This is a genomic window from Lacticaseibacillus daqingensis (assembly GCF_003946115.1).
GTDB classification, from domain to species: Bacteria; Bacillota; Bacilli; order Lactobacillales; family Lactobacillaceae; genus Lacticaseibacillus; species Lacticaseibacillus daqingensis.
On record NZ_RHOH01000001.1, the window covers coordinates 387,742 to 412,052 of the forward strand.

At 59.8% G+C, this 24,311-nt stretch carries 25 protein-coding genes and 1 pseudogene; 20 read left to right on the top strand and 6 right to left on the bottom strand.

Going from position 1 to position 24,311, the window contains the following annotated elements; translation table 11 throughout:
• Positions 1-204: 204 nt before the first annotated feature.
• The 3 genes from EKM88_RS13200 to EKM88_RS01525 form a co-directional block, all read right to left on the bottom strand.
• Positions 205-351 carry a hypothetical protein gene (locus tag EKM88_RS13200; RefSeq protein ID WP_164511963.1) on the bottom strand — a complete coding sequence of 49 codons (147 nt, stop codon included), beginning with the start codon at positions 349-351 and terminating at the stop codon, positions 205-207.
• Positions 344-664: a hypothetical protein gene (locus tag EKM88_RS01520; RefSeq protein WP_125702414.1), complete on the bottom strand. Its 321-nt coding sequence runs from the start codon at positions 662-664 to the stop codon at positions 344-346. Before EKM88_RS01520 ends, EKM88_RS13200 begins: the two co-directional genes overlap by 8 nt.
• Positions 665-759: 95 nt before the next feature.
• Positions 760-1,050: a helix-turn-helix domain-containing protein gene (locus EKM88_RS01525; RefSeq protein WP_125702415.1), complete on the bottom strand. Its 291-nt coding sequence runs from the start codon at positions 1,048-1,050 to the stop codon at positions 760-762.
• Between the two features lie 130 nt (positions 1,051-1,180).
• Between EKM88_RS01525 and EKM88_RS01530 the strand changes: the two genes are divergently transcribed.
• From EKM88_RS01530 to EKM88_RS01580, 11 genes and pseudogenes are all read left to right on the top strand, one after another.
• Positions 1,181-1,558 (top strand): helix-turn-helix domain-containing protein, encoded by a 378-nt coding sequence (locus tag EKM88_RS01530; RefSeq protein WP_164511964.1) that lies wholly within the window; start codon positions 1,181-1,183, stop codon positions 1,556-1,558.
• A gap of 61 nt (positions 1,559-1,619) precedes the next feature.
• On the top strand, positions 1,620-2,894 hold the full coding sequence (locus tag EKM88_RS01535) for a site-specific integrase (RefSeq protein WP_125702417.1): 1,275 nt from the start codon (positions 1,620-1,622) through the stop codon (positions 2,892-2,894).
• Between the two features lie 121 nt (positions 2,895-3,015).
• Entirely contained in the window at positions 3,016-3,423 is a 408-nt protein-coding gene (locus tag EKM88_RS01540) for an Hsp20/alpha crystallin family protein (protein ID WP_125702418.1), read from the top strand.
• A gap of 144 nt (positions 3,424-3,567) precedes the next feature.
• Complete coding sequence (locus tag EKM88_RS01545; RefSeq protein ID WP_125702419.1) at positions 3,568-3,993, top strand: Hsp20/alpha crystallin family protein; 426 nt, start codon at positions 3,568-3,570, stop codon at positions 3,991-3,993.
• A gap of 338 nt (positions 3,994-4,331) precedes the next feature.
• Positions 4,332-5,960, top strand: coding sequence for a peptide ABC transporter substrate-binding protein (locus tag EKM88_RS01550; protein ID WP_125702420.1), 1,629 nt, complete (start codon positions 4,332-4,334; stop codon positions 5,958-5,960).
• 41 nt (positions 5,961-6,001) lie between these two features.
• Positions 6,002-6,931 (top strand): oligopeptide ABC transporter permease, encoded by a 930-nt coding sequence (gene opp3b, locus EKM88_RS01555; RefSeq protein WP_125702421.1) that lies wholly within the window; start codon positions 6,002-6,004, stop codon positions 6,929-6,931.
• Entirely contained in the window at positions 6,931-7,935 is a 1,005-nt protein-coding gene (locus EKM88_RS01560; protein WP_125702422.1) for an ABC transporter permease, read from the top strand. Before opp3b ends, EKM88_RS01560 begins: the two co-directional genes overlap by 1 nt.
• A gap of 29 nt (positions 7,936-7,964) precedes the next feature.
• Positions 7,965-9,017 carry an ABC transporter ATP-binding protein gene (locus EKM88_RS01565; RefSeq protein WP_125702423.1) on the top strand — a complete coding sequence of 351 codons (1,053 nt, stop codon included), beginning with the start codon at positions 7,965-7,967 and terminating at the stop codon, positions 9,015-9,017.
• Positions 9,010-9,935, top strand: a pseudogene (locus EKM88_RS01570) (ABC transporter ATP-binding protein). The gene EKM88_RS01565 and the pseudogene EKM88_RS01570 overlap by 8 nt, the downstream one beginning before the upstream one ends.
• A 161-nt stretch (positions 9,936-10,096) precedes the next feature.
• On the top strand, positions 10,097-11,290 hold the full coding sequence (locus tag EKM88_RS01575; protein WP_225418404.1) for a DUF998 domain-containing protein: 1,194 nt from the start codon (positions 10,097-10,099) through the stop codon (positions 11,288-11,290).
• A gap of 46 nt (positions 11,291-11,336) precedes the next feature.
• Positions 11,337-13,136: a heavy metal translocating P-type ATPase gene (locus tag EKM88_RS01580; protein ID WP_125702425.1), complete on the top strand. Its 1,800-nt coding sequence runs from the start codon at positions 11,337-11,339 to the stop codon at positions 13,134-13,136.
• Positions 13,137-13,212: 76 nt separating this feature from the next.
• Here EKM88_RS01580 and EKM88_RS01585 read toward each other — a convergent pair whose 3' ends face one another.
• Positions 13,213-14,586 carry a glycoside hydrolase family 1 protein gene (locus EKM88_RS01585; RefSeq protein ID WP_125702426.1) on the bottom strand — a complete coding sequence of 458 codons (1,374 nt, stop codon included), beginning with the start codon at positions 14,584-14,586 and terminating at the stop codon, positions 13,213-13,215.
• A gap of 44 nt (positions 14,587-14,630) precedes the next feature.
• A complete protein-coding gene (locus tag EKM88_RS01590) occupies positions 14,631-15,338 on the bottom strand; it encodes a GntR family transcriptional regulator (RefSeq protein ID WP_125702427.1) in 708 nt (235 codons plus the stop codon).
• A 131-nt stretch (positions 15,339-15,469) separates the two neighbouring features.
• Between EKM88_RS01590 and EKM88_RS01595 the strand changes: the two genes are divergently transcribed.
• The 3 genes from EKM88_RS01595 (at position 15,470) to EKM88_RS01605 (ending at position 18,361) form a co-directional block, all read left to right on the top strand.
• Positions 15,470-15,790, top strand: a complete 321-nt coding sequence (locus EKM88_RS01595) for a PTS sugar transporter subunit IIB (RefSeq protein ID WP_125702428.1) — start codon at positions 15,470-15,472, stop codon at positions 15,788-15,790.
• Between the two features lie 43 nt (positions 15,791-15,833).
• The gene (locus EKM88_RS01600) at positions 15,834-16,160 is read left to right on the top strand and encodes a PTS lactose/cellobiose transporter subunit IIA (protein WP_125702429.1); all 327 of its coding nucleotides are present in this window, start codon (positions 15,834-15,836) and stop codon (positions 16,158-16,160) included.
• Positions 16,161-16,921: 761 nt separating this feature from the next.
• Positions 16,922-18,361, top strand: coding sequence for a 6-phospho-beta-glucosidase (locus EKM88_RS01605; RefSeq protein ID WP_125702430.1), 1,440 nt, complete (start codon positions 16,922-16,924; stop codon positions 18,359-18,361).
• A 53-nt stretch (positions 18,362-18,414) separates the two neighbouring features.
• On the opposite strand, the gene EKM88_RS01610 is transcribed toward EKM88_RS01605, so the two are convergent.
• On the bottom strand, positions 18,415-19,773 hold the full coding sequence (locus EKM88_RS01610) for an MFS transporter (protein WP_125702431.1): 1,359 nt from the start codon (positions 19,771-19,773) through the stop codon (positions 18,415-18,417).
• Positions 19,774-19,864: 91 nt separating this feature from the next.
• Between EKM88_RS01610 and EKM88_RS01615 the strand changes: the two genes are divergently transcribed.
• The 6 genes from EKM88_RS01615 (at position 19,865) to EKM88_RS01635 (ending at position 24,303) form a co-directional block, all read left to right on the top strand.
• The gene (locus tag EKM88_RS01615; protein WP_125702432.1) at positions 19,865-20,284 is read left to right on the top strand and encodes a MarR family winged helix-turn-helix transcriptional regulator; all 420 of its coding nucleotides are present in this window, start codon (positions 19,865-19,867) and stop codon (positions 20,282-20,284) included.
• A 36-nt stretch (positions 20,285-20,320) separates the two neighbouring features.
• Positions 20,321-20,872 carry a hypothetical protein gene (locus tag EKM88_RS01620; RefSeq protein WP_225418405.1) on the top strand — a complete coding sequence of 184 codons (552 nt, stop codon included), beginning with the start codon at positions 20,321-20,323 and terminating at the stop codon, positions 20,870-20,872.
• Positions 20,873-20,896: 24 nt separating this feature from the next.
• A complete protein-coding gene (locus EKM88_RS01625) occupies positions 20,897-21,103 on the top strand; it encodes a hypothetical protein (protein ID WP_125702646.1) in 207 nt (68 codons plus the stop codon).
• Positions 21,104-21,428: 325 nt separating this feature from the next.
• Positions 21,429-22,277, top strand: a complete 849-nt coding sequence (gene licT / locus EKM88_RS01630; protein ID WP_318530861.1) for a BglG family transcription antiterminator LicT — start codon at positions 21,429-21,431, stop codon at positions 22,275-22,277.
• 88 nt (positions 22,278-22,365) lie between these two features.
• On the top strand, positions 22,366-22,464 hold the full coding sequence (locus EKM88_RS13470; RefSeq protein ID WP_225418406.1) for a PTS transporter subunit EIIB: 99 nt from the start codon (positions 22,366-22,368) through the stop codon (positions 22,462-22,464).
• Entirely contained in the window at positions 22,465-24,303 is a 1,839-nt protein-coding gene (locus EKM88_RS01635; protein ID WP_263853022.1) for a beta-glucoside-specific PTS transporter subunit IIABC, read from the top strand.
• Positions 24,304-24,311: the final 8 nt, after the last annotated feature.

Genomic DNA, 24,311 nt, shown 5'->3' on the forward strand with positions numbered 1-24,311 from the left:
GTAGCGGGTGACTGGTCTACTACACCGGCCCACTTTGATTGCGGCGGCTGGGCGGGCCATACGTTAACTAGACGATAATACCGGCACGTTGCATATACCGGAAACATAGCAATCCATGATATACTGTGGCTGTATCTTGGCTGATACACTGCATATCTACCTATTGGCGTAGGTGGGTTGCTTACAGATATTCAGTTATCTGGGCTACTTGGCGTTGGCGCGCTGAGTAGCTTTTTTGTCATCTTCTGCAAACTGTAGGAAGGCCCCGGCGGTGAAGGCAATCAAGAAGGTCAGGACTAAGGCGCATACAGTCTGCTGATGGGTGAGGAACCATAGTAGCAGGTCAAGCATTGGTATCACCTCGCATAACCTGTGTGAAGGCCTCAGGGTCTCCCAGTCCCGCATACCCTTCCTGAATGAGGCGAGTGCCTTGGATGAGGCGGGCTAAGGATAGGCTATCAACCACAGCCACGTTGGCGGGCGCACCCGGGGTATCCCATCTAACTTCTGCGCTCACGCCCAGCTCTGCGGCTAGGTCTCTCAGGCTCTGAGTCAAGCAGTCGGGTAGGTTGTCGCCGTTTGCATCTCTCAGGTCAGCTGGTAGGCTGTGGGTCAAGATGGCTAAGCCGGTGATGTAGTCGGCTACTGCGTTCTCATTAATCATGTGTTTGTCCTTTCTGTGGGTTGAGGCAGGTTGTGGTGCATTTATGCAGAAGCATTTAGGGTAGTGGTACGGCCACTGCCTGCCAGCGTGTGATTTTAGTAACTGTGTTGCATCAAGAACCCATCTAAGTCTGATTTACGGAACCGCGCTTGGGTGTTCACCTTGCTATACGCAAGACCCTGCTTAATCCAGTTGGACAGCGTGGTACGGCTGACACCAACGTACTCTGCCGCCAGCTTCCCATCCATCCATTCTGGATATTGCTTGGGGGCATCGCCCATGTGTTTCACTGCTTCCTGCATCAGCTCAGTCAGGTTATCAACCAACTGTTGCTGGTACTCTTCAGACAGTAGCGAGCTCAATGTGTTTTGTGCTACTTGAGTCATACATTCACCTCTTTCTTTTGTACAAGTTATGTGCTACCATCAACTTATACAAAAAGCATAACACGACTTTTTAGGAAGGTCAATACAAAACTTGGACATAATATGTACAAACTCAATGGGAGGTGTAGAATTGAGTGAAACTGGCGAACTAATCCGGTCCATGCGGGTAGCTAGACGCCTGAGCCAAAAGGACTTAGCTAACTTTTCTGGCGTGTCCTATTCATCTATTGTTGCCTACGAAAACAACAAGCGGGAGCCTAAGCGGCAAGCGCTAGATGCTATTATGTGGGCTCTCAACCAGTATGAAGAGACCAAGGGGCCTAAGATTAGTAGGCAAACAATACCCAAGCTAGACAGCACAGAAAAGCCAAAAATTGTAAGAGTGGTTGACCTAGCTTCAGATGATGTTGCTTATAGTTGGAAAGGGAAGGCCCTGACTGACCCGCAAGTAGCCACCGTGCGCGCCGTGGTGAAGTCATTAGTAGAACCACCGGAAAGCACTAACTAGCACCAAGCCATTAGATTTACCCAAGTCACTGCCTGCCAGCGTAGACAAGGGAGAAAATAAAATGGCAACTATTAAAGCATACACAACGAAAGACGGGAGCACTCAGTACTACTTTAAGATTTACAAAGGGGTGAACCCTGCAACAGGCAAGAAGGAAACAACCACCCGCCGGGGATTCAGCACTGAAAAGGCCGCACGCATGGCGGCTACTAAGATGCAGTCTGACATTGACGAACACAAGAACGTGCGCGAGCCCTCTAAGCTGACATTTAAGTATGTGGCAGAAAAGTATTGGGAAGAGCGCAAGCTAAACATGCGTGAGTCTACTAAGATTGATAGAAGGCTGGCAATCGAACAATACGTGTACCCATCTATTGGTCAGATGCGCATTGGCTACATCCGGCGGGAAGACATTGTAAAAGCCATAACCGGCTGGAAAAAGCGTTCTGAGTACCTAGCGAACGACGCACTGGGCTTCACCCGGGCCGTGTTCAAGTTTGCGATTGCATCACAGCTGGCTAAGGTAGACCCCACCAAAGGGCTGTCTGCACCAATCCCTCATCGCAAGGGACAGGATGAAGACCTTTTCTGGGACAAGGACCAGATGGATAAGTTCTTCAGTTGCATTGACCGTGATACCAACTTAAAGGACTACGCGATTTTCCGCACCTTGGCATACACGGGGTTACGGCATGGTGAGCTAATTGCCTTGCAGTGGGGTGATGTGGACTTGGTAGCTTGTGCTATCAAGGTGACCAAAACCCTGTCTAACAGTAGAGAGGTCAAAGGTGGCAAGATTGAACCACCTAAGACCCCAGCTGGTAACCGGGTGGTCCCATTAGATGGGGAGACTGTAAAGGTACTGAAGGACTGGAAAGAGCTACAGGCAAAAGAGCTCATCATCAAGGGCTGGAAAAATGAAGGCACTAAGCAGTATGTCTTTAATGGGCGACAAAACAAGCACATTGCTAAGGCCACCATCCCGTACCGCCTCAAGAAGATTATTGATGACAACAAGCTAAAGCCTGCTATCTCAATCCACAAGTTCCGACACAGCTATATCAGTAACATGCTTATCTCTGGCGCGAGTGTAAGCACCGTACAGCATCTGGTAGGCCATGAGTCCCCTGAGATTACACTGAGGGTCTACGCGCATATCAGTAAAGATGTAAAGACAGAGGCCGCGGATGCCTTTGCTAAGTACATGAAAGGCGATGAGCCGAAAACACCTGCTGGGAAGTCAGAAGGACGGTCAGCTGAAACCGCTCCCCAGCCGTCTAAGCCACGTAAGCCTCTCAAAACGCCGTCAGACCGGCCTGTACTTGAGTTCTACTAGCCGGTGGTAGAGAGGTGCAATTTTTCGTTAGCACTCGATTGACACGAGTGCTAAAAGCGACTACCATGTATTATGTAAACAAGGAAGGGCCAAGCGCCCCGAGTGAAAGGAAGTTATCGAGATGGCAACTGATATGATGCAACGCAGTGACTGGTTTGCGGATCCGTTCTTTGGTGCGTTCGGGCAGCCGTTTTTCACGGGGGCTCACGGCGCCAATGATCTGACCAGTGACATTGAGGAATCCACCACGGCGTATGTCGCGCGCATTGAGGTGCCTGGTCACACGAAGCAGGACGTGGCGCTGACTTACCACGACAATGTGCTGACCGTGGCCGTGAAGGCGACCGCTGCCCCGAAAGGCACGGCGCTGTTAGCTGAGCGCACGCATGACCCGCGTAGCCGCAGGTTCCGGTTACCGAACGTGGCCGCCAATGACATCAGCGCGACGCTTGAAAACGGGGTGCTGACCGTGACGCTGCCGAAGCTGACCGGCGCGGCCGGTGGTGACCACCAGATCGCCATCGACTGAGCGTCTGAGTTGCGTGGCGCGCTCGCACCTTGCTAGCATGAAGAAGGTAATTGTCACAGTTGTGAACCGCGCGTGCCTGCGCGGCGTGTCGGAAGGCGCGGCGGCCCAGGGCTGCCGTGTGGGAATGATAAGGAGGAATTGACGATGGCAAATGACTTAATGAATCGCAATGACTGGCTGACGGACCCGTTCTTTGGCATGCGGCACCTGAACGACCTGTTTGCCCCGGAGACGCGGGACAAGGTGCTCAAGACGGACATCAAGGAGACGGCGCATGATTACATCGCCAAGGTCGATGTGCCTGGCATTCAGAAAAATGATATTCAGCTGAACTACCAGGACAACATCTTGTCGATCAGCGTGCGCAAGGACGACTTCAGCGACCATGAGGACAAGGACGGCAACCTGCTGATGAGCGAGCGGCACTACGGCACGATGAGCCGCAGTTACCGCTTGCCAAACGTGGACGAGGCCAACATCAAGGCGGCGTACACGGATGGCGTGTTGACCATCACGCTGCCGAAGCTGACCGACCAGGCGAAGAATCCGCACACGATCGATATTGATTAGCCCGTTGTGACCGACGGACCAGCATCCCTTTGGGGGACGGCTGGTCCGTTTTTTTGCCTCGAATTAGGACACAGGCAAAACCAGTCGTTGCGGGAGGCGGCCGAGGCTAACCGCCGCACCACTCAAAACGGGATGAGAAGCACACTTGATGCGCCTGTGGGGGCTTTGATTCGGCTGAATATTATATAAATAATATTTAATTCGATTGGTGATTGCTGAATTTAAGATAAGGTTTCACGTGAAACGGTGGCTTCAATGATTAATGTGAAAACGAATCACTTTACTTTAATCGTCTCCTAATGTAGAGTAACGCTAATCTACTTTAGGAGGCGTAACTTATGCGTGCAAAACGATATGGATTAGCGAGTCTGATGCTCCTGGTTGCCATACTTCTGGTGGCCTGTGGCGGCCAAGGCAGTTCAACGGCGCAACCCAGCAGCACCTGGCGCCGAATGGCGGCGGATGTGCTGAGCACGATGGATCCGTCGCTGAACACGGACACGATCGGTGGGCAAACGCTGGTCGATACGATGGAGGGGCTGTACCGTTACAAAGGGCAGCGGCTGGCCAATGGGTTGGCCACCAGTGTGGACGTGAACGCAGCGGGGACGACCTACACGTTTCACCTGCGCAAGTCCACTTGGTCTGACGGCACGGCGGTGACGGCCAGCGACTTTGTGTTCGGCTGGAAGCGGACGGTGGATCCCGCCACCAAGTCCGAATACGCGTACCTGTTCTCGGGGATCCAAAACGCGGATGAAATCATGGCGGGGCAGGCCCCGGCGTCAAGCCTCGGCGTCAGTGCGCCGAACGCGACTACGCTGACGGTCACCCTTGCCCACGCGATCCCGTATTTTCAGAAGATGCTTGTGAACCCCGCCTTCTTCCCGCAAAGTGAAGCGGCGGTGAAGCGGTACGGGAAGACCTATGGGACAAAGGCCACCGCGATTTTGACGAACGGGCCGTACACGCTGAAGAAGTGGACCGGCACAGAGAACACGTGGACCGAGGTGCGCAATCCGAAGTTTTGGGATGCCAAGAACGTGCACCTGCAGACGATCACAACGCAGGTGGTGAAGGATTCCAGTACGGCGCTGAACCTGTACAACACTAGCAAGCTGGATGATGTGTCGCTGACGGGGCAACAGGCCGCCAGCGCGAAGACGAACAAGGATTTTCACGCGCAGAAGCAGTCGTCGGTGTTCTACCTTGAATTGAATCAAAAGAAGGTCGCGGCGTTCGCCAATGTCAAGCTGCGCCAGGCCATTTCGATGGCGATCGACCGGCAGTCCTTTATCACCAAGGTGCTGGGGGACAGCTCGCTGCCCGCCACCGCGCTGACGTCCTCCGGGCTGGCGACGGCGCCGGGCAACGGCAACGATTTTGTGCAAGCTGCTTCGGCCGGGGTGACCCAGTACACGGCCTTTGACCTGGCCCGCGCGAAGACGCTGTGGGCGGCCGGGCTGAAGGAGCTGGGGCAGACCAGCGTGACCGTTGAGCTGCTGAGCGACGACACCTCAGCAGCCAAGGCCACGGCGGAGTACCTTCAGAGTGCGCTGCAGGAGTTGCCTGGCATGACGGTGACGATCGCGTCGGTGCCGTTCAAGACGCGCTTGGCACGGTCGCAGGCGCGCGACTTTGAACTTGTGATGGGCGGCTGGGGGGCTGACTTCCCAGACCCGATCACCTTCCTTGACCTGTACGTGACCGGGCAAAGCTACAACAACGGCCAGTGGTCTAACGCGCAGTACGATGCCGCCATTGCGGCCTCGAAAACCACGGATGCCACCGATCCGGCGAAGCGGTGGGCCGACCTTGTGGCCGCGCAGAAGATCCTGACGGAACAGATGGGGCTTGTGCCGCTGTATCAGCGGGTGCAGGCGCACTTGACCAACCCCAAGCTCAAAGGCTTGCAATATAGTCCCACGGGCACCTATAACTACATTGGCGCCACCGTGACCGATTAACCAACTGACATGCCACGAACGAAAGGAAAGGTGGGATCTTGATGGGGCGTTATCTCCTCAAACGGCTTGGCTACCTGGTTTTGACCCTGTTTATCGTCGCGAGCCTCACCTTCTTTTTGATGAAGGGCCTGCCCGGGACGCCGTTCAATAACCCCAAGCTGCCCGCAGAACAGATTGCTTTGCTCAAAACGCAGTACGGACTGGATCAGCCAGTGTGGCGGCAGTACCTTCAATACCTCGGCGGGCTGATGCGCGGCGACTTCGGGACGTCCTACCAGTTCGTGGGGCAACCCGTCAGCTACCTGATCGCCAGCCGGCTGGGGCCGTCGCTGCAGATCGGGCTGCAGGCGATGATCGTGGGGACGAGTCTCGGCATCTTGCTGGGCGCCATCGCCGCGATTCGCCAGAACACTTGGGTGGACGCGGTGGCCACGATTTTTGCCATCATCGGGCGCTCGATCCCGAACTTCGTGTTTGCGGCGCTACTGCAATTCTTGCTGGCGTACCAGATGCACCTGTTCCCGGTGGCACTGTGGGATGACGGCTGGGCGTCCAGTATCTTGCCGACGCTTGCGCTGGCGATGGCGCCGTTGGCCAACACCGCGCGCTTCATGCGCACGGAGATGGTCGATGTGCTGAACACGGATTACATTGAGCTGGCGCGGGCCAAGGGCGATTCGCAGTGGCAGGCCGTGGCGCGCCACGCGCTGCGCAACTCGCTGATCCCGATCGTGACCATCATCGGTCCGATGACCGTCGACCTGATGACCGGCTCGCTGGTGGTGGAAAACGTGTTTGCGATCCCCGGGATCGGCGAGCAATTCGTCAAGTCGATCACGACCAACGACTATCCGGTGATCATGGGCCTGACCCTCATGTACAGTTTTGCCCTGACCGTGGTGATCTTGATCGTCGACATCCTCTACGGTCTGATCGATCCGCGCATTCGCTTGACTGGGGAGGTGGCCTGATGACCGCGACAAAGCTTGGCCCGGACGCGTTCAAGCCCGTCCGCGTGGCCGCAACGGAAAAGGAAAAAATCGCGGCGCCCACCCTGACGTTTACGCAGGACGCACTGCGGCGGTTGCGCCAGAACAAAGCGGCGCTGCTGTCGCTGTGGGTGTTGCTGGTGATCGTGGTGCTGGCTGTGGTCACGCAGTGGTGGTCGCCGGCCGACCCCAACGCGCAGAACCTGGCGTACGCCTACCTGCCCCCCAAGTGGGGGCAGTGGCACATCCCGGGGTTTGACGGGCGCCTGAACGGGGTGGACCTGTACGCGCAAAATCGGGTGCCCAAGGCCGTTTACTTTTTGCTGGGCACCGATGAGTACGGGCGTGACCTGCTGTCCCGCATCTTCGTGGGGACGCGCGTCTCGCTTCAGATCGGCTTCATCGCCACATTCTTTGATCTGGTGATCGGGGTCAGCTACGGGCTGTTGTCCGGCTGGCTAGGCGGGCGCGTCGACCTTTTGATGCAGCGCGTGATCGAGATCATCTCAAGTGTGCCGAGCCTGGTCGTGGTGATCCTGATGCTGCTGGTGTTCCGCCCGGGGATGCTGTCCATTATCCTCGCGATCGCCGTGACCGGCTGGATCACAATGGCGCGGCTGGTGCGCGCGCAGACGTTACAGCTCAAGCGCCTGGAGTACGTGCTGGCGGCGCAAACACTCGGGGAGCCCGGCTTGGCGATCGCGTGGCGGCACCTGCTGCCTAACCTCAGTTCCACGGTCATCATTCAGACGATGTTCACGATTCCCACCGCGATTTTCTTCGAGGCGTTTCTCAGCTACATCGGGATCGGGATCCCGGCCCCGGCGGCCAGCCTCGGGACACTGCTCGCCAACGGCCAGCAGTCGCTGCAAACGCAGCCGTACCTGCTGATTTTTCCCGGTATCGTGATCGTGGTGCTGATGCTGGCATTCAATCTGCTGGGAGACGGCCTACGCGACGCGTTTGATCCGCGCACGGACCGCTGAGCGGCAGGGGTGAAAAGGGAGGAATTGCGATGACACCACTTTTAACGGTCGATCAGTTGACCATCGATTTTCAGACCTTTGCGGGGCCTGTGCATGCGGTGCGAGGGGTCAGCTTTGACTTGGCGCCGGGCGAAACGCTGGCGATCGTGGGCGAATCCGGCTCCGGCAAGTCGGTGACGGTGCGCGCGCTCATGGGGCTGTTGGCCGCCAATGCGACGGTGGTGGCCGGCCAGATCCACCTCGGGACGACGGATGTGCTGCGGCAGTCGGCGCAGGCCTTCAACGCCATGCGTGGCAATGAGGTCGCCATGATTTTTCAAGACCCCATGACCAGCCTGGACCCGACCATGCCGATCGGCAAACAGGTCGCAGAGCCTTTGCGCTTGCACCACAAGATCTCGCGCAAGGCCGCCTTGGCGGAGGCGGTGCGGGTGCTGGAGCTGGTCGGCATTCACGATGCCGCCCGCCGGCTGAAGGACTACCCGCACCAGTTCTCAGGGGGGCAGCGGCAGCGGATCGTGATCGCGATCGCCATCATCAACCGGCCGAAGGTGCTGATCGCCGATGAACCGACCACCGCACTGGATGTGACGATCCAGGCGCAGATCATTCAGTTGCTCAAGGCCATTCAGGAGAAGCTGGACACGGCCATCATTTTCATCACCCATGACCTCGGGGTGGTGGCTGGGATCGCAGACCGCGTGGCGGTGATGTACGCCGGGCGCATCGTTGAGTACGGGACGGTGGATGAGCTCTTCTACCACCCGCAGCACCCCTACACCTGGGGGTTGCTGGAGGCGATGCCGACGCTTAACACGAAGTCGAAGCGGCTGTTCGCCATTCCGGGCACGCCGCCGGATCTGCTGGCGCCGCCGGTGGGGGATGCCTTTGCACCGCGCAATCCGTACGCCATGGCGATCGACTTGGTCGAAGCACCGCCGTTTTTCCCGGTGTCCGAGACGCACGCGGCGGCCACGTGGCTGCTGCATCCGGACGCCCCTGCGGTCACCCCGCCGCCGGAGATCCAGCGCCGGTACGCGCAGTGGGCAGCGCACGAGTTGGGAGGGGACGCGAATGACTGAGCCAACTGTGCTGGTGGCAGTGCGCCACCTCGTGCAGACCTTCAACGCCGGTCGGGCGGATGAGGTGCGCGCGATCCAAGATATCAGTTTTGACCTGTATGAAGGCGAGACGCTGGGGCTGGTCGGCGAGTCCGGTTCGGGCAAAACCACCACCGGCCGCAGCCTGATCCGCCTGTATCAGCCGACCGGCGGGACGATCCAGTTCGCAGGTCAAGACATCGCGGGCCTGCGCGAAGGTAGTGCGGCGATGCGCGCGTTTCGGCGCCAGGCCCAGATGATTTTTCAGGATCCTTACGCGAGCCTGGACCCGCGCATGAAAGTCGCCGACATCATCGCGGAGGGGCTGGACAGTTACCACTTGGTGCCCGATCGCGCCGCGCGCACGGCCCGCATCAATGAACTGCTGGCGATGGTGGGGTTGAACGCCGACCACGCGACGCGCTACCCGCATGAATTTTCCGGGGGCAGCGTCAGCGCATCGGCATTGCCCGCGCCCTGGCGCTGGCGCCGAAGTTCATCATTGCGGATGAGCCGATCTCGGCCCTGGATGTGTCGATTCAGGCGCAGGTGGTCAATTTGCTCAAGGACATTCAGGCCAAGCAGGGGCTCACCTTCCTGTTCATCGCGCACGACCTGTCGATGGTCAAGTACATTTCGGATCGCATCGCCGTGATGCACGACGGGCGCATCGTGGAGCTGGCCGCGGCGGAAGAACTCTATGCGCACCCGCTGCACCCGTACACGCAGGGGCTACTGGCGGCCATTCCGGTGCCGGACCCGGCCCACGAGCGCACGCGGCCGGCCCCGCCAACCGCCCCCATTGCCGATGATCAGCCGCGCGAAATGGTCGAAGTCAGGCCGCGGCACTTTGTCCTGGCCACGGCGGCAGAGGCCGCGGCGTACAGGGCGGACGCGTAGCCAACGACACATCTCTAAGCAAGCGCCGACACGCACCAATCCGACATCGGGTTGGTGCGTGCCGGCGCTTTTTGGGTTGTGAGGGCCCGCGCGCGCTTTTGCCCGCGCACAGCCTGACGAATACGGTATAGTTAAGGGAGCACGATAATGGAGGCATGAATGTGAAACAAGTGACGCCGCGGCAGTCGGTTCAACTGCCCAAGGACGTGTGCGACCAGCTGGGGCTGACGGCGGGGACGCCGATGCAGTTGGTGGTGAAAAATAACGGGTTAGTGATCCGCCCGGAACCCGCGGTGCGGCTGCGCAACCGGCGGCTGTTCATGCTGTGGCCGCTGGCGGTCGCGGTGCTGATGACGCTCGGGGTGTATGTGTACTGGGTGCTCCAGGGGGCGACCAGCATGAGCCTGACCGGGGGCACGGACTCGGTGGCGAGCTTCGTGATCGGCTGCGGGTTGCTGGCTGGGGTGGCGCTGTTTGCCGGCTTTTTCATCAAAACGCGGCATGACCCGGACAACCAGTTTTCCCCGCGCATCTACTGGCGGAACTTCCCGGTCATTCTCGTGGCCTTCACCGTGATTCTCGGGGTCGCGCTGCTCGGGCTGTTCTGGGTGTTCGGTCAGATGTTTCCCGGCGCGCGGTTTGACCTGGTGACAGCCAGCCTACTGTTCTTGGTGTTCACGCTCCTGACCAACGCTTTCATGGTGACCGCGGCGTTATCGATCAACGGGGCGACGCTGAGCACACTGCTGACGATCGTGGTCATTGCCGGGGTGGTCATTTCGATGGCCGCCAACGGGGAGCGGCGCTGGTGGCAGTACAACCTAAGTTTCTTGGGCACCCGCATGGCCAGCAACGCGTGGTCGTTCAACCTGACGCTGATGATGTCGGCGCTGTTGATGATTGCGCTGGTCGACTACCTGTTCGTGCAGCTGCATGAACAATACCCGCGTAACTGGCGGCTGACGACGTTGCGCTGGTTGTTGATCCTGGTGGCGGTTGACCTTGGGCTGGTGGGGGTGTTCCCCAACGACGCGGCTTCGCACGCCTTGCACGATGAGGCCGCGGGGATGCTGGTCACACTCATCACGCTCCTGATCATCGGCGTGCGCTGGCTGTTGCCCGGGGTCACCCGGGAATTTCTTGCCGGGTCATACGTCGTGGCGGTGGCGCTGTTGCTGCTGAACTTCGGCTTTCGGCTGTTTCGCTACCCGTCGTTGACCGCGTTTGAAATCCAGGGCTTTGCGCTAGCGTTCGGCTGGTTGCTGCTGCTGTTCAGCCGCATTCGCGCGCTGGCGGCGGAAGGAACCGCGGCTTGGCCGATCACGATCACCCACGGGATTGACGGCTCAGATTAGAATGGTTATAATTAAAAGATAAGAGCTGAGGAAAGGTGGGATTCTGATGCGAGATTATCGTCGCTTGTGGGAGGTTTTGACGGTGGGGGCCGTGGCGCTGCTGTGCGCATTTGGCCTCCAGCAACCCCTGTGGGCCCAAGGCATCATCACGGTGATGGGGGCCTTGATCGCGCTGTTGATGTTTCTCGATATGATCCAAACGCTGCGGGCGGGGTCGTTTGGCGTGGACCTGCTGGCCATCACGGCGGTGGTGGCGACGCTGGCCGTGGGAGAATATTGGGCGGCGCTGATCGTGCTGCTAATGCTGACCGGGGGTGATGCGCTGGAGGACTACGCGGCGCATGTGGCCAACCGCGATCTGAAGCAGTTGCTCGACAACACGCCAACAACGGCGCACCGATTGGTTGGCGAGCAGCTGGTCAGTGTGGCGGTCGAAACCGTGGCAGTGGGCGAGACTATCGTGGTCAAGCCCGGGGAGCTGGTGCCGGTGGACGGCGTGGTCGTGGCCGGTGAAAGCCTTGTCGATGAAGCCAGCCTGACCGGCGAATCCCGCCCGGTCGCCAAGCAGCCGGGTAGTGACCTGATGAGTGGGACGGTCAATGGCGACGCGGCCCTGACCGTGCGCGTCAGTCAAACGGCCGCCGACAGCCAGTACCAGGGGATCGTGCGGCTGGTGCAGGAGTCCGAAGCCCGGCCGGCCCATTTTGTTCGCATGGCCGACCGTTACGCCGTGCCGTTCACCTTGGTGGCCTATGCGATCGCCGGCGCGGCCTGGGCGCTGTCCGGCGACCCCGTGCGGCTGGCAGAGGTGCTGGTGGTCGCCAGTCCCTGTCCACTGATCTTGGCCGCCCCGGTGGCACTGGTGTCGGGCATGAGCCGTACCAGCCGCGCCGGCATCATCGTCAAGTCCGGCACTGCCATCGAGAAGCTGGCGACCGCGCGCACCGTGGCGTTCGACAAAACCGGCACCATTACCCAAGGTGTGCTGGCTGTGGATCAGGTGCAGCCGGTGGCCGGACGCACGCCCGAGGCGCTGTTGCAGCTGGCGGCCAGCGCGGAGCAGCAGTCCACACACATTTTGGCCCGCTCGCTGGTGACGGCGGTGGGCGCCCAAAAGCTACTGCCGGCCACGGCGGTGCAGGAGGCCACGAGCTTCGGTGTGTCGGCCACGGTGGCAGGTCTTGCCGTGCGCGTCGGCAAGGCCAGCTACGTGGGGGCCCCAGCGCCAGTCGACGCGACCGCTGTTTACGTCAGCGTGGCCGATCAGTACGCCGGCGTCATCACCTTCACCGACCGCACCCGCCCTGAAGCGGCGCGGACGATTCAGACGCTGCACGCGCTGGGGGTGCAAGACACGCTGATGATTTCCGGTGACGCGCAGCCGATCGCGGCCCAGGTCGCCCAAGCAGTCGGGATCGACCACGTCTACGCTGAGCAGCTGCCGGCGGACAAAATCGCCGTGCTCGACGGCCTGCAACCCGCTGCCCGGCCCGTCATCATGGTTGGCGACGGGGTCAACGACGCGCCGTCCTTAGCGGTGGCCGACGTCGGCATCGCGATGGGCGCGCACGGTGCCACCGCCGCCTCCGAGTCCGCCGATGCGGTGGTGCTACGCGATGACCTGACCAAGGTCGCCAGCGCCGTCTTGATCGCCCAGGACACCATGCGCATCGCCAAGGAAGCGGTGTGGATCGGCATTCTCATCTGCACGGGACTGATGCTGATCGCGAGCTTCGGGGTGATCCCGGCCATCATCGGCGCGATGTTCCAAGAAGTCGTCGATACCGTCTCCATCCTTTATGCGCTACGGGCGCGCAAGGGGCGGCGGGACGCGACGCTAGCCTGAGCAGTCATCCGGTGACACCAAAAACAGGTGCTTCCTGCCCTTGTGGCAACGGAAGCACCTGTTTTTTGCGGGCCGATCACCCCAGATCTGCCCCATTGGAGGCAAACACCTGCTTGAACCACCCGAAGGACTTCTTCGGGATGCGGGCCAGGTCGCGGACTTCGCTGTTGGTGCGGTTGACGTACACAGCCCCGTAGCGCTTGTCCATGTTGCCGCTAGAGGCGGGGATGTCGATCAGACCCCAGCCGAGGTAGCCGAGGACGGTGACGCCGTCTTCGAAGATCGCGTCCTTCATCGCCTGGATGTGCTGGCGGTGGTAGTCGATGCGGTAGTCGTCTTGGATCTGCTCGGTGGTGTCTGGCTCGCGGACACCGATCCCGTTTTCGATCGGGAACAGCGGCAGGCCGTACGCGTTGTAGACCTTGGTCATGATGTCGCGAAAACCGCGCGGGTCGATGTTCCAATTCCATTCATTGTAGCGGGTGTAGATGTTGCGCGTGTTGCCGTAGTCGAGGTAGCGCAGGGGGCTGGTGTTGACCGGCACAAGGCCGGAATCGATCAGGTCGCTGCGGTAGTACGAGAAGGCGATGTAGTCGCTGTACAGGTCATCGAACGCGGCCTGATCGGCTTCGGTGAAGTCCATGTCGATCTTGTGGTTGGCCAGGTAGGTCAGCACTTCGTTGGAGTAGTGGCCGCGCACGAACACATCCAGCAGGTTGCGGTTCATGAACTCGTCGAGCTGGCGGGCGTACTGGTTGTCCAGCGGATTGCTGGTGGCTGGGTACACTTCCTCGTAGGCGAGCATGCCGCCAATTTTGGCCTCGGTGTGGGCATGCAGGTAGTTGGCGACTTGCGCGTGCGCGCTCATCACGTGGTTGGTGATGGTGAAGATCTCGGCGTCGGATTCGCCGCCTTCCAGGCACCCGGCGTAGACGCGTGAGTAGCTGGTCGAGTAGAGGTTCTGCTCGTTGAAGGTGAGCCAGTACGGCACGAGGTCGGCAAACTCATCCACCATGCGCTTGCCGAAGCGCACGAAGGCGTCGACTACGTGGCGGCTGAGGAAGCCGTTGTATTTTTCCGCCAAGGCCAGCGGCATGTCAAAGTGGTACAGACAGATCATCGGCGTGATGCCGCGGGCGATCAGCGCCTTGATCTGGCCGCGGTAAAAGTCGATGCCAGCCTGATTGAAATCGCCGTCACCGGTGGGGCACACGCGGCTCCAGCCGATCTGGAACCGGTAGCAGGTCATGCCCATCTGCTGCATCAGGTCGTAGTCTTCTTCATAGCGGTGGTACTCGTCAATGGTGGTCGACCAGTCCATGTTGTTCGGGCCGGCCGGGCGCGGGTCGTACACCGATGGGCCGCGGCCGCCCTCTTTTTGACCGCCCTCGGTCTGCATACTGGATGTGGAATTGCCCCATAGGAACCCGGTTGGTAGTGCTTGACTCATTGCGTCTCCTCCTAGTCGTAAGCGTTCACATTTTGACCCTGAGATCAGTTGCTGCTGAGGTGGGCCGAGTGGAAGTAAAAACTGAAGCCTGGGTAGGCGTAAACCGAGCGCGAGAAGTTGAAAATCACGTTGTTGCGCATGTAGTTGATCTGCGCCAAGGACAGCATGGCGGTGCCGGGCTTCAGGTCCATCAGGTCGGCCTTATCGGGGCCGAGCGTGACCAGGGACATGAAGTCGTCACTGGAGTATGGGTCGATGTCGTAGGTGTCCTTGAGAAAGTCGAACACGGAGGTCTCCAGCGCCTCGGTGGACAAGAACGGGACCACATCGCGCATGTAGTACGCCTCTTCCAGACAGTATAGCGTCCCGTTGAGGTAGCGCAGGCGGATGATCCGCCACAGGTCCTCATCGGGAGAGATCTTCATGGTTTGCGCCAGCGGTATCTCTGCGGCATTGACCTTATCGAAGGTGACCACCTTCGACTGCAGGGGCCCGTGTTTGACCAGCGACTTGCCCGCGCCGATGGACAAATTGACCGTCATCTTGCCCTGCAGCTGCAATTCGTTGACGTAGTAGCCGCTGCCCTGGACGCGGCGCAACAGCCCATGTTGGTACACCACGTCGATCGCCCGCCGAATGGTGTTGCGACTGACCTGGTACTGAGTCATCAATTGCTGCTCCGTGGGCAGCTTGGTTGTGAACTGCCCCGCCTCGATGGCCTGGATCAGTTCCTCTGCGATTTCGTGATACATACGCGCCCCTCCACAAAATTCCTAATCACAGGTACTTGTTTTATTGGTACCCACGTATTATTATAGCATTGTAATGAAAGCGGTTAAACATCGCCGCGAAAAAAATATTTGAGCCAAGGGAGAGGTTAATTATGGCAGAAAAGACGATTATGCTTGTGTGCTCCGCGGGGATGTCCACGAGTCTCTTAGTATCAAAGATGCAAAAGGCTGCCGCCGCTGATGGCGTTGACGCTGAAATTTTTGCAACCGCTTCATCCGATGCTGACCACATGCTGGCCGAAAAGCACCCGGATATCTTAATGCTCGGCCCTCAAGTGCGCTACATGCTCAGCCAGTTCCAGAAGAAAGTTGAGATCCCAGTTGAAGTCATCAACATGCAGGACTACGGCATGATGAACGGCGAAAAGGTGCTGAAAGAAGCCCTGACCTCGATCGAAAAGGCTGAAGGCTAACACCCAAAAACTGCGACTGACGCATTAATCTAAAGGAGTAATCATGGCTGAAGAAGAAGAACAGAACATGGAAACCATCATGGGGCTCATCATTAACGGCGGGAACGCCAAGAGCTCCGCGTTCGAGGCGATCGCCGCCGCCAAGGAAGGCGACTTCGACAAGGCTGACGCCAAGCTGAAGGAAGCGGACGGCTTCTTGGTTGAAGCACACAACTCGCAGACCAAGATGCTGACGGCTGAAGCCAACGGCGACCACGCCAAGGTCACGTTGCTGATGGTTCACTCGCAAGACCACTTGATGACCAGCTTGACGTTCCGCGACCTCGCAGGCGAGATCGTTGACCTCTACAAGCGCCTGGCCGAAAAGTAACTTGCCACACATTGCCGGGGCAGTCGCTGCCCCGGCTTTTGTTTTGACTGGGGCTCGTGGCGCTCAGCGGGGCCGAATCTCCGGCTCTGGCAGGCCAGGGCTGGGGGTGCCCGGGGACAGTGGGCGCCGTGGGCTCGGGCGTGGAACGGAGTGGCGCCACCTCCAACACCATAACCCGGTGTTTTCGGCTAGAATTGATGCCGAGTGTTCGCTTCGCTCGCGTACTCGTCATCAATTCTGCGCGCATCAGCTTGCGCTGATGCCTTCACCCCTGACGCCCAGCCCACTCTGCCCACTGTCCCCGGGCACGCCCCGACGTAACTGATACCAGTCACTCGTGCCTGTCGCTGTGACGTTATGCTGCGATAAGCGTGCCAATGTCACTCCGACACCATGTATGATTTGAGACACGGAGATGAGGATTTGTGGCATACTGAGACACTGTCTCGTGGGCGTTGTGGTGTTCTCCGGCCGGGCCGCATCGTAGGCGGCGGCAGGTCAGGGCTCAGCCACGAAATTCTTGTTAGCGGCTTGCCGCTTACAAGAAGGCCGAGCTTGAAGACGGCGCGCACTTGGCGCTGGCTTCAAGTCGTGCCCGTAGCGTTCCAGCCCTGACCTGCCAGAGCCGAAGATTCGGCCCGGCCGGAGCACGACCCCAACCGTGCAATGCGGTGGGGGGATTTAGTATGATGAATGAAGAGGCAAAAGCCGCTGGTGTGCCGGGGGGCGCGCGGCGGTAAAATGAGAAGGAGCGTTAGACAATGACAAAAGGATATCAGATGCCAGACGGATTTTTGTGGGGCGGCGCCACGGCGGCGCACCAGGTGGAAGGCGGCTGGCAGGAAGGCGGCAAGGGCCTGTCCATCGCCGACGTGATGCGCGCCGGGTCCAAGGACGTGAAACGCGTCGAGGATCCCGCCGTGTTGCCCGGGCAAGTGTACCCGAACCACTGGGGCGTGGAATTTTACACGCACTACAAGGAAGACATCAAGCTGTTTGCCGAAATGGGCTTCAAGTGCTTCCGCCTATCCATTGCGTGGACGCGGATCTTCCCGAACGGCGACGAGGCGACCCCGAACGAGGCCGGTTTGGCGTTTTACGATGACGTGTTCGACACGTGCTTGGCGTATGGGATCCAGCCGATCGTCACGCTGTCGCACTTTGAGTTGCCGCTGAAGCTGGTGACCGAGTACGGGGGCTTCCGCAATCGGCAAGTGGTGGACTTTTTCACCAAATTCGCTGAGGTCTGCTTCCGGCGCTATCACGACAAGGTGCGCTACTGGATGACGTTCAACGAGATCAACAACCAGACGAACTGGCACGATTCGCATCCCCTGCTGCAAAATTCCGGGCTCGTGCTTGACGACTCGGATAACTGGGAAGAAGCGATGTTCCAGGCCGCGCACCTGGAGTTGGTGGCCAGCGCGCAGGCGGTGCAGATCGCGCACGCCATCGACCCGAATCTGATGGTTGGGGACATGATCGCCATGGGCCCGATCTACCCGCTGACCGCCAAGCCCAAAGACGTGATGATGGCCGAGCGGGCGATGCGCTACCGCTACTACTACGGGGATGTGCACGCCTTGGGGGCCTACCCAGTATGGCTGGAACGCTACTGGGCCAAGAAGGACATCCACGTGGACGTGACCGACGCGGACCGCGCCATTTTGAAGGCGGGCGCCGTGGATTACGTCGGCTTCAGCTACTACAACTCAAGCGTCGTCGAGTTCAAGGACGATAACCCGGACATGGACTACGACGAATCCGTCTCCACCGTCCGCAACCCGTACGTGCCGCGCTCCGACTGGGGCTGGCAGATCGACCCAGTCGGCCTGCGCTACGCCATGAACTGGATGCAGGCGCGCTGGCACAAGCCGATGTTCATCGTTGAAAACGGCTTTGGCGCCTACGACAAGGTGGAAGCCGATGGCAGCGTCCACGACGATTACCGCATCGACTACCTGAGCGACCATGTGCTGCAAATGGAAAAAGCGGTGGTGGAAGACGGTTGCGACCTGATCGGTTACACCCCGTGGAGCGCGATCGACATCGTCAGTGCCTCCACCGGTGAGATGAAGAAGCGCTACGGCTTGATCTTCGTCGATGCCAACGATGAAGGCGAAGGGAGCTTCGCCCGCAGTCGCAAGGACTCGTTCTACTGGTACCAAAAAGTGATTCAAAGCAACGGGGAAATCCTGTAACGCGCAAAAGCTGCCGTGTCTCTGAGACGCGGCAGTTTTTTTGACTTGGGGCGTTATGAACGCGAGGGCGGCGTCGGTTTGCCGCGGCGCAAGTACAGCAGCAGGAAAACGAAGAGCCCGGCTGTGGCCAAGAAAACCAGGTGGTAACCCGCGATGGTGGTGTGGGTGCGGTTGACCATCAGCGTGGCCAGGACGCCTAGGCTGGTGATCATGAAGCTTTGTCCCAGCGTGCGGCACAGGGTGATGAAGCCTGAGACGGTGCCAAGGTTGGTCGCATCGGCGAAGCGCTGCGCTTCGATGACGCTGATGGTGACGCCGGTTCCGAGGCTGAACCCGAGGACGCTTGAAAGCGCGAGGAGGGCCCAGTAGGGAGTGCTTGGGGGCAGCATGCTGAGCAGCAGAAACACCCCGAGCCCGAGGCGCAGGCTGGCCCGCAGCAGGGGCAGGCGCCCGACCCGCGCCGCAAGCTGGGTGGCAACGGCCGCGCTGAGGATAAACAGTAGCGAGGACGGTAACAGGGCCAGGCCCGCTGCGGTGGCGGTGAGGTGCCGCTCGGTTTGCACCCAAAGCGGCAGGTAGACTTGAAAGCCGATCAGCGCCCCGTTGATCAGCAAAATGCAGCTGGTGTATTGGCGAAACGCGGGGTGGTGCAGCAGCGCCACCGGCATGACGGCGTGGGCTTGGCGCTGTTGGGTTCGAGCGAACCAGACCAGGCCACCGAGGCCGAGGCCGATGAGCAGGAGGCCCGTCAGCGGTTGCGTGCCGAGCCCCTGAACGCCGCTGAGCAGAACGAACAGCCCAAGCGTCAGGCCGGCAAACTGCCGCAGCACTTGGGTATCCATGGCTTGCGCAGGCTGGGGGTCCTGGTAGGCGAACTGAATGATGTCGAGCACCAACACAATGAGCGGTACGTTGAGGAAAAACAGCCAGTGCCACGAGAAGCGCTGGAGGATCAGCCCGCCTAGTAGCGGCGCGACCAGGGAGGCCAGCCCCCAGGCGGAGTTGTTGAGGCCCATGAGGCGACCCCGCGCTTGCAGGGAAAAGCACTCCCCGATCAAGGCGAACACCATGGGCATGATGGCGCCGGCGCCCGCGCCTTGAACGACGCGGGCGCTCAGGAGGACGCCACCGTTTTGCGCCAGTCCGCAGGCCACGGTGCCGATGAGAAACAGCAGCAGGCCACCTTGGAACAGGCGCTTCTTGCCCCAAGCATCCGACAGGTGTCCCGCGATCGGTGTCACGAGGGCGCTGGCGAATAGGTAGGTGGCAAATAGCAGGGACGTGACGCGCCGCTCCCCCAGCCCAATGGCGATCGCGTGCGTAGCGGTGACGACGATGGTGGATTCAATGGCGGTGATAAGCGTTGCGAGGTACAAGGCAACGACTAGCCAGCCGCGGCGTTGTGAATTCATACGGTGACCTCCAAGATTAGATTTGACAGCAGTCAGTATATCGGTTATTATTTGCTTGCGCAAGCAAATAAATTAATTAAAGAGGTGGCGCATGACGACAGGTGCGAATGACATTGATTTTTTGAAGGACTTGCCGGCGCTCAGCCGGCGGTATGTGCAGATCCTGGACCAGACCCTGGCGCGGTATGACCTGTCGGGGAGCTTGTACTACTACTTGATCAAGCTGCACGAGTTTGGCGATCTGCCGCAGGAGCGGCTGGTGCAGCTGACCGGCGTGAACGCCAGTAACGTGACGCGCGCGGTTCAACGCCTCACGGGCTTGGGCTACCTGACCAAAAAGGCCAACCCCAAAGATCGGCGGGGCTTCGTGTTGTCGCTGACGCCACAGGGCACGACGCTGTATCCTGTGGTGCTGGAGTGCCTCCAGACGGCGCAGGCGCAGTTCCTTGCCCCGCTGACAGCGGCCGAGCGGCAGCAGTTTCAACTGATTCTTCAGCGGCTGGCCCAATAACCAAAGGAGTTGACACAGATGAAACAGGAGGATGTCATGCGGGCATTAGTCCCCTTTCCAGCAGATTTTCGGTTAGTGACGCAGACGCAGGAGCGCCGCAATGATCAGCTTGTGACGATTTTTCGGTTTCAGGCTGACGGTGTGTACCAGTACAACGGGCCGCGCATCATTGGCGTATTTTACCGCGAGCGCCTCCTCAGTCTCAAAAATCTGACGCACGTGCCCCAAGCGGCGCACCTGAGCCAGACGCAGGCGCGGACGCAAGCGACTCAGGTAATGACGACCGTTGATGCGGCGTACGCCCGGGGGCTGAACTTTATGCGGATCGAGTCGCAGCGGCGGGACTTTATCACCGCCGCCGGTCAGTCGGTTGCGTTTCCCGTGTACTGGGTCAAGTTTGGCCACCAAAACGGCAGCTACAACTGGGTCACACTGGGCCTGGACGGCACGCTGGTGGAGATGGAGTGCGAGTCGCGGTGGGACTATTTTGGCGGTCGCCGCGCCACCGAAATGTGGGATAACGATGATTGGGTGCTGGCGCGCAACGGAGCCGGGCCGCAGCTGGACCCACCGAATGCGCGCGCTTAAGAAAGGCGGTGCGCAGTGGCACAGATGACACATGAAGCGTTGGTGCGGCAGCTCGGGGCGTTGCGCCAGCGACTGACGCAGCTTGAAGACGTGGACTATATGACGGCGTACTACAAAGGCTACAGTGCCAGCGGCGATGATCTCGCCGCGGTGCAGGCCGAAATCGAAACGGTGACGGCGCGAATCGCGCGCCTAGAAGCACGGTTAGCCGCCATTGATTGGGCCGACTGAGACGCGCCGGGCCGGTGACCGCCCAAGCATGGCCGGGGGCCTTGGCGGGCGAAGTGAGTGATCTGGTTTGACACCGGTTTCAGTCCTTGTTAAAATAACACTGCGTTGAGATGTGATTGCCACGGGTAAGCATGCGCAGGCGCATTGACATAAGAACGGTATAAGGTGTTATCAAGAGATTGAGCATGACTTATCCACGCCAGATCATTGACGGGGACAAGTCTTTTTTTTGCGTTAAGGGGTCGCGTCAGGGTGGTGCGCCGCGTGAGCGCCAGTGCGTCATGAGCGTGCACCGCCACCCAGACACGCGCGACCCGAACAGGAGGTGTTCGAGCTGATTATCAAACGCGTTCTGAACAGTAATGCCGCCATTGTGACGAATCCGGATGGGCTGGATGTGTTGGTTATGGGCGCCGGCGTCGCGTTTGGCCGGCGGCGCGGTCAAGAACTGGCGATGGCCAAGGTGGAAAAAACGTTTGTCCTCAAGGATCGCGAGACGCTGAATCGGTTCACCAACCTGGTGATCGAGGTGCCGATGAGCGAGATCGAGGTGGCCGAGCGGGTCATCAACTACGCCAAGATCAAACTGGGCAAGCCGCTCAACGAGATCATCTACGTGAACCTGACGGATCATCTCAACATGGCCGTGAAGCGCGCCAAGGCGGCGATCGTGCTGGTCAACCCGCTGAAATGGGACATTGCGCGGGCCTACCCCGAGGAGTATGCCGTGGGGCGAAAGGCTGTCCAGGTGCTCAACGCAGCGGAGCAGATCAATCTGGGAGATGATGAGGCCGCGTTTATCGCGGAGCATTTTATCAATGCGGAAAGCGCACCCGGGCCGGATCAGCAGGTGGCCTGCGAGGCGGCGCAAATCGTCAGCCGCTGCGAGGCGCTGGTGAGGGATTACTTTCACACCGAGTTTGACGAGAATTCGTTGAATTACCACCGTTTCATCACGCACCTGCACTTCTTCGCCCTGCGTATCCTCCAACGGCAGCATTACGATGAGGAAGATGAGGCCGTGCTGGCGGTGGTCCAACGCCGTGCGCCCAAGGCGTACGCGTGCACCAAAGAAATCGCGCGCTTTGTGGCGGACCGGTACGAGTTCACCATCAGTAGTGCGGAGCGGCTGGCGTTGACGCTGCACATCAGCCGCTTAGTCAAAAATTTATGAGTTGTTGGGGTGTTATCACTTGGAGCATGACCCAGTTCGCGTGTTTGTCGCGGACTGGGTCTTTTTAGTTGAAAGGGGCAGTTCAAAAATGAGTGTAAAAACGTCGAGTCAGCAGATCTACGATGCCGTGGGCGGGGCGGGCAACATTACGCGCCTGACTCACTGCGTCACGCGGCTTCGGTTCTAGCTGCGCAACGAGCGGCAAGTGTCGGACGCACAAGTGCAGGCGATTCCCGGGGTCGTCGGCGTCAACCGGCAATCGGGCCAGTATCAAGTCATTATCGGCAACGCGGTGTCGGATTATTACCGCGAGATCATGAAGTTGGGGGACCTCGCCCCGGCGAGTGCGGCGACCGCTGCACAGCCGGTGACCGGGAACCTGCTGGATCGCTTCACCAACTTCATCTCGGCCTGCATGTCGCCGTTGATTCCGGCGCTGATCGGCGGCGGGATGATCAAGGTGCTCCTGATCGTGTTGACCGGGCTGAATTGGCTTGCCGCCAGTAGCCAAACCTACACGGTGTTGAGCGTGCTGGGGGACGCCCCGTTTTACTTCCTGCCGATCGAATTAGCCATCACGGCGGCAAAGTACTTCCGGGTCAATCAGATGATGGCGGTAATGATGGCCGGGATCATGATTCACCCGAGCCTGATCGCGCTGGTCGGTGCGGGGCGGCCCATCCATGTTATGGGGCTGCCCATGACCGCCGCGAATTACGCCAGCTCGGTGATCCCGATCCTGTTGGTGGTTTGGTTCATGCAACCCTTTGAGGGGCTGCTGGACCGTGCGGTGCCCGCGAGTCTCAAAAGTATTCTGAAGCCGCTCGTGGAGATTTTTGTGGTGGCACTGGTGGCGTTGTTCATCATTGGCTCGCTGGGGACCTGGGCCGGGCAGGGACTCTCGTTTGTGGTGCGCTTTGCACAAGCACGGGCGGCCTGGCTCGCGATGCCGCTTTTGGCTGCAGGGATGCCCCTGATCGTGATGACAGGGATGCACTGGGCGTTCGCACCGCTTTTCTTGGCTGCCTCGGTGGCGACGCCAGACGCCTTGATCATGCCCGCCATGCTGGCCTCCAACCTGGCGCAGGGGGCGGCAAGCCTCGCGGTTGCGCTGCGCACCAAGCACGCGGACACGCGGCAGGTGGCCACGGCAGCGGCCGTTTCCGCACTTGTCGCTGGCGTCACGGAGCCGGCGATGTACGGGGTCACACTGAAGTATAAGCGGCCGATGATCGCGGCGATGATCGCCGGTGGGGTGGCCGGCCTGTATATGGGGCTGGTGCACCTGCGGGCGTTCGCGTTTGCGGTCCCATCGCTGATTTCCCTTCCGCAGTTCATGAATGCGCGCGTGCCGAGCAACCTGATCAACGCGGGCATCGTGGCCGCCATCGCCATCGTCTTATCGTTTGGGCTGACGCTTTTGTTTGGCGGCGACCAGGTGGCGGATGAAACGCCTGCCTCAGCGACGCCAGCGGCTTCGTCGACGCCGGCCGCGCCAGCAGCGGCGGTGACCCCAGAAGCGCCGCTGGTCTCGGCGACGCCGGTGACCGCCACCGGTGCGGCGCGCGTGACGCCCCCAGTGGAGGTGTACGGGCCGATGAGCGGGACGGTGGTGCCCTTGAATGAGGTGGCCGACCCGGCGTTCCAAACCGGCATGATCGGGGCCGGGGTGGCGGTGGTGCCCAGCGATGGGCAAGTGGTCGCCCCGTTTGACGGGGTGGTCGAGATGGTGTTTGAAACAAAGCACGCCATCGGCCTCAAGGGCGATAACGGCGTTGAGCTCTTGATTCACATTGGCCTCGACACGGTTGAGCTTAACGGCGCGCCGTTTCAGGCGTTTGTGCACCAGGGCCAGCGCGTGGCGCGCGGCGATCTGCTGATCCAGGCGGACTTGGCCGCGATTCGCGCCGCGGGTCGTGATGTCACCACGCCGATCATCGTGACGAACACCAAGGCTTTTGCCGCGATCAGCCCGACCACGAAGCGGCAGGTCACCCCCAACGATGTCTTGCTGACACTGGGTTAGCGAAAGGA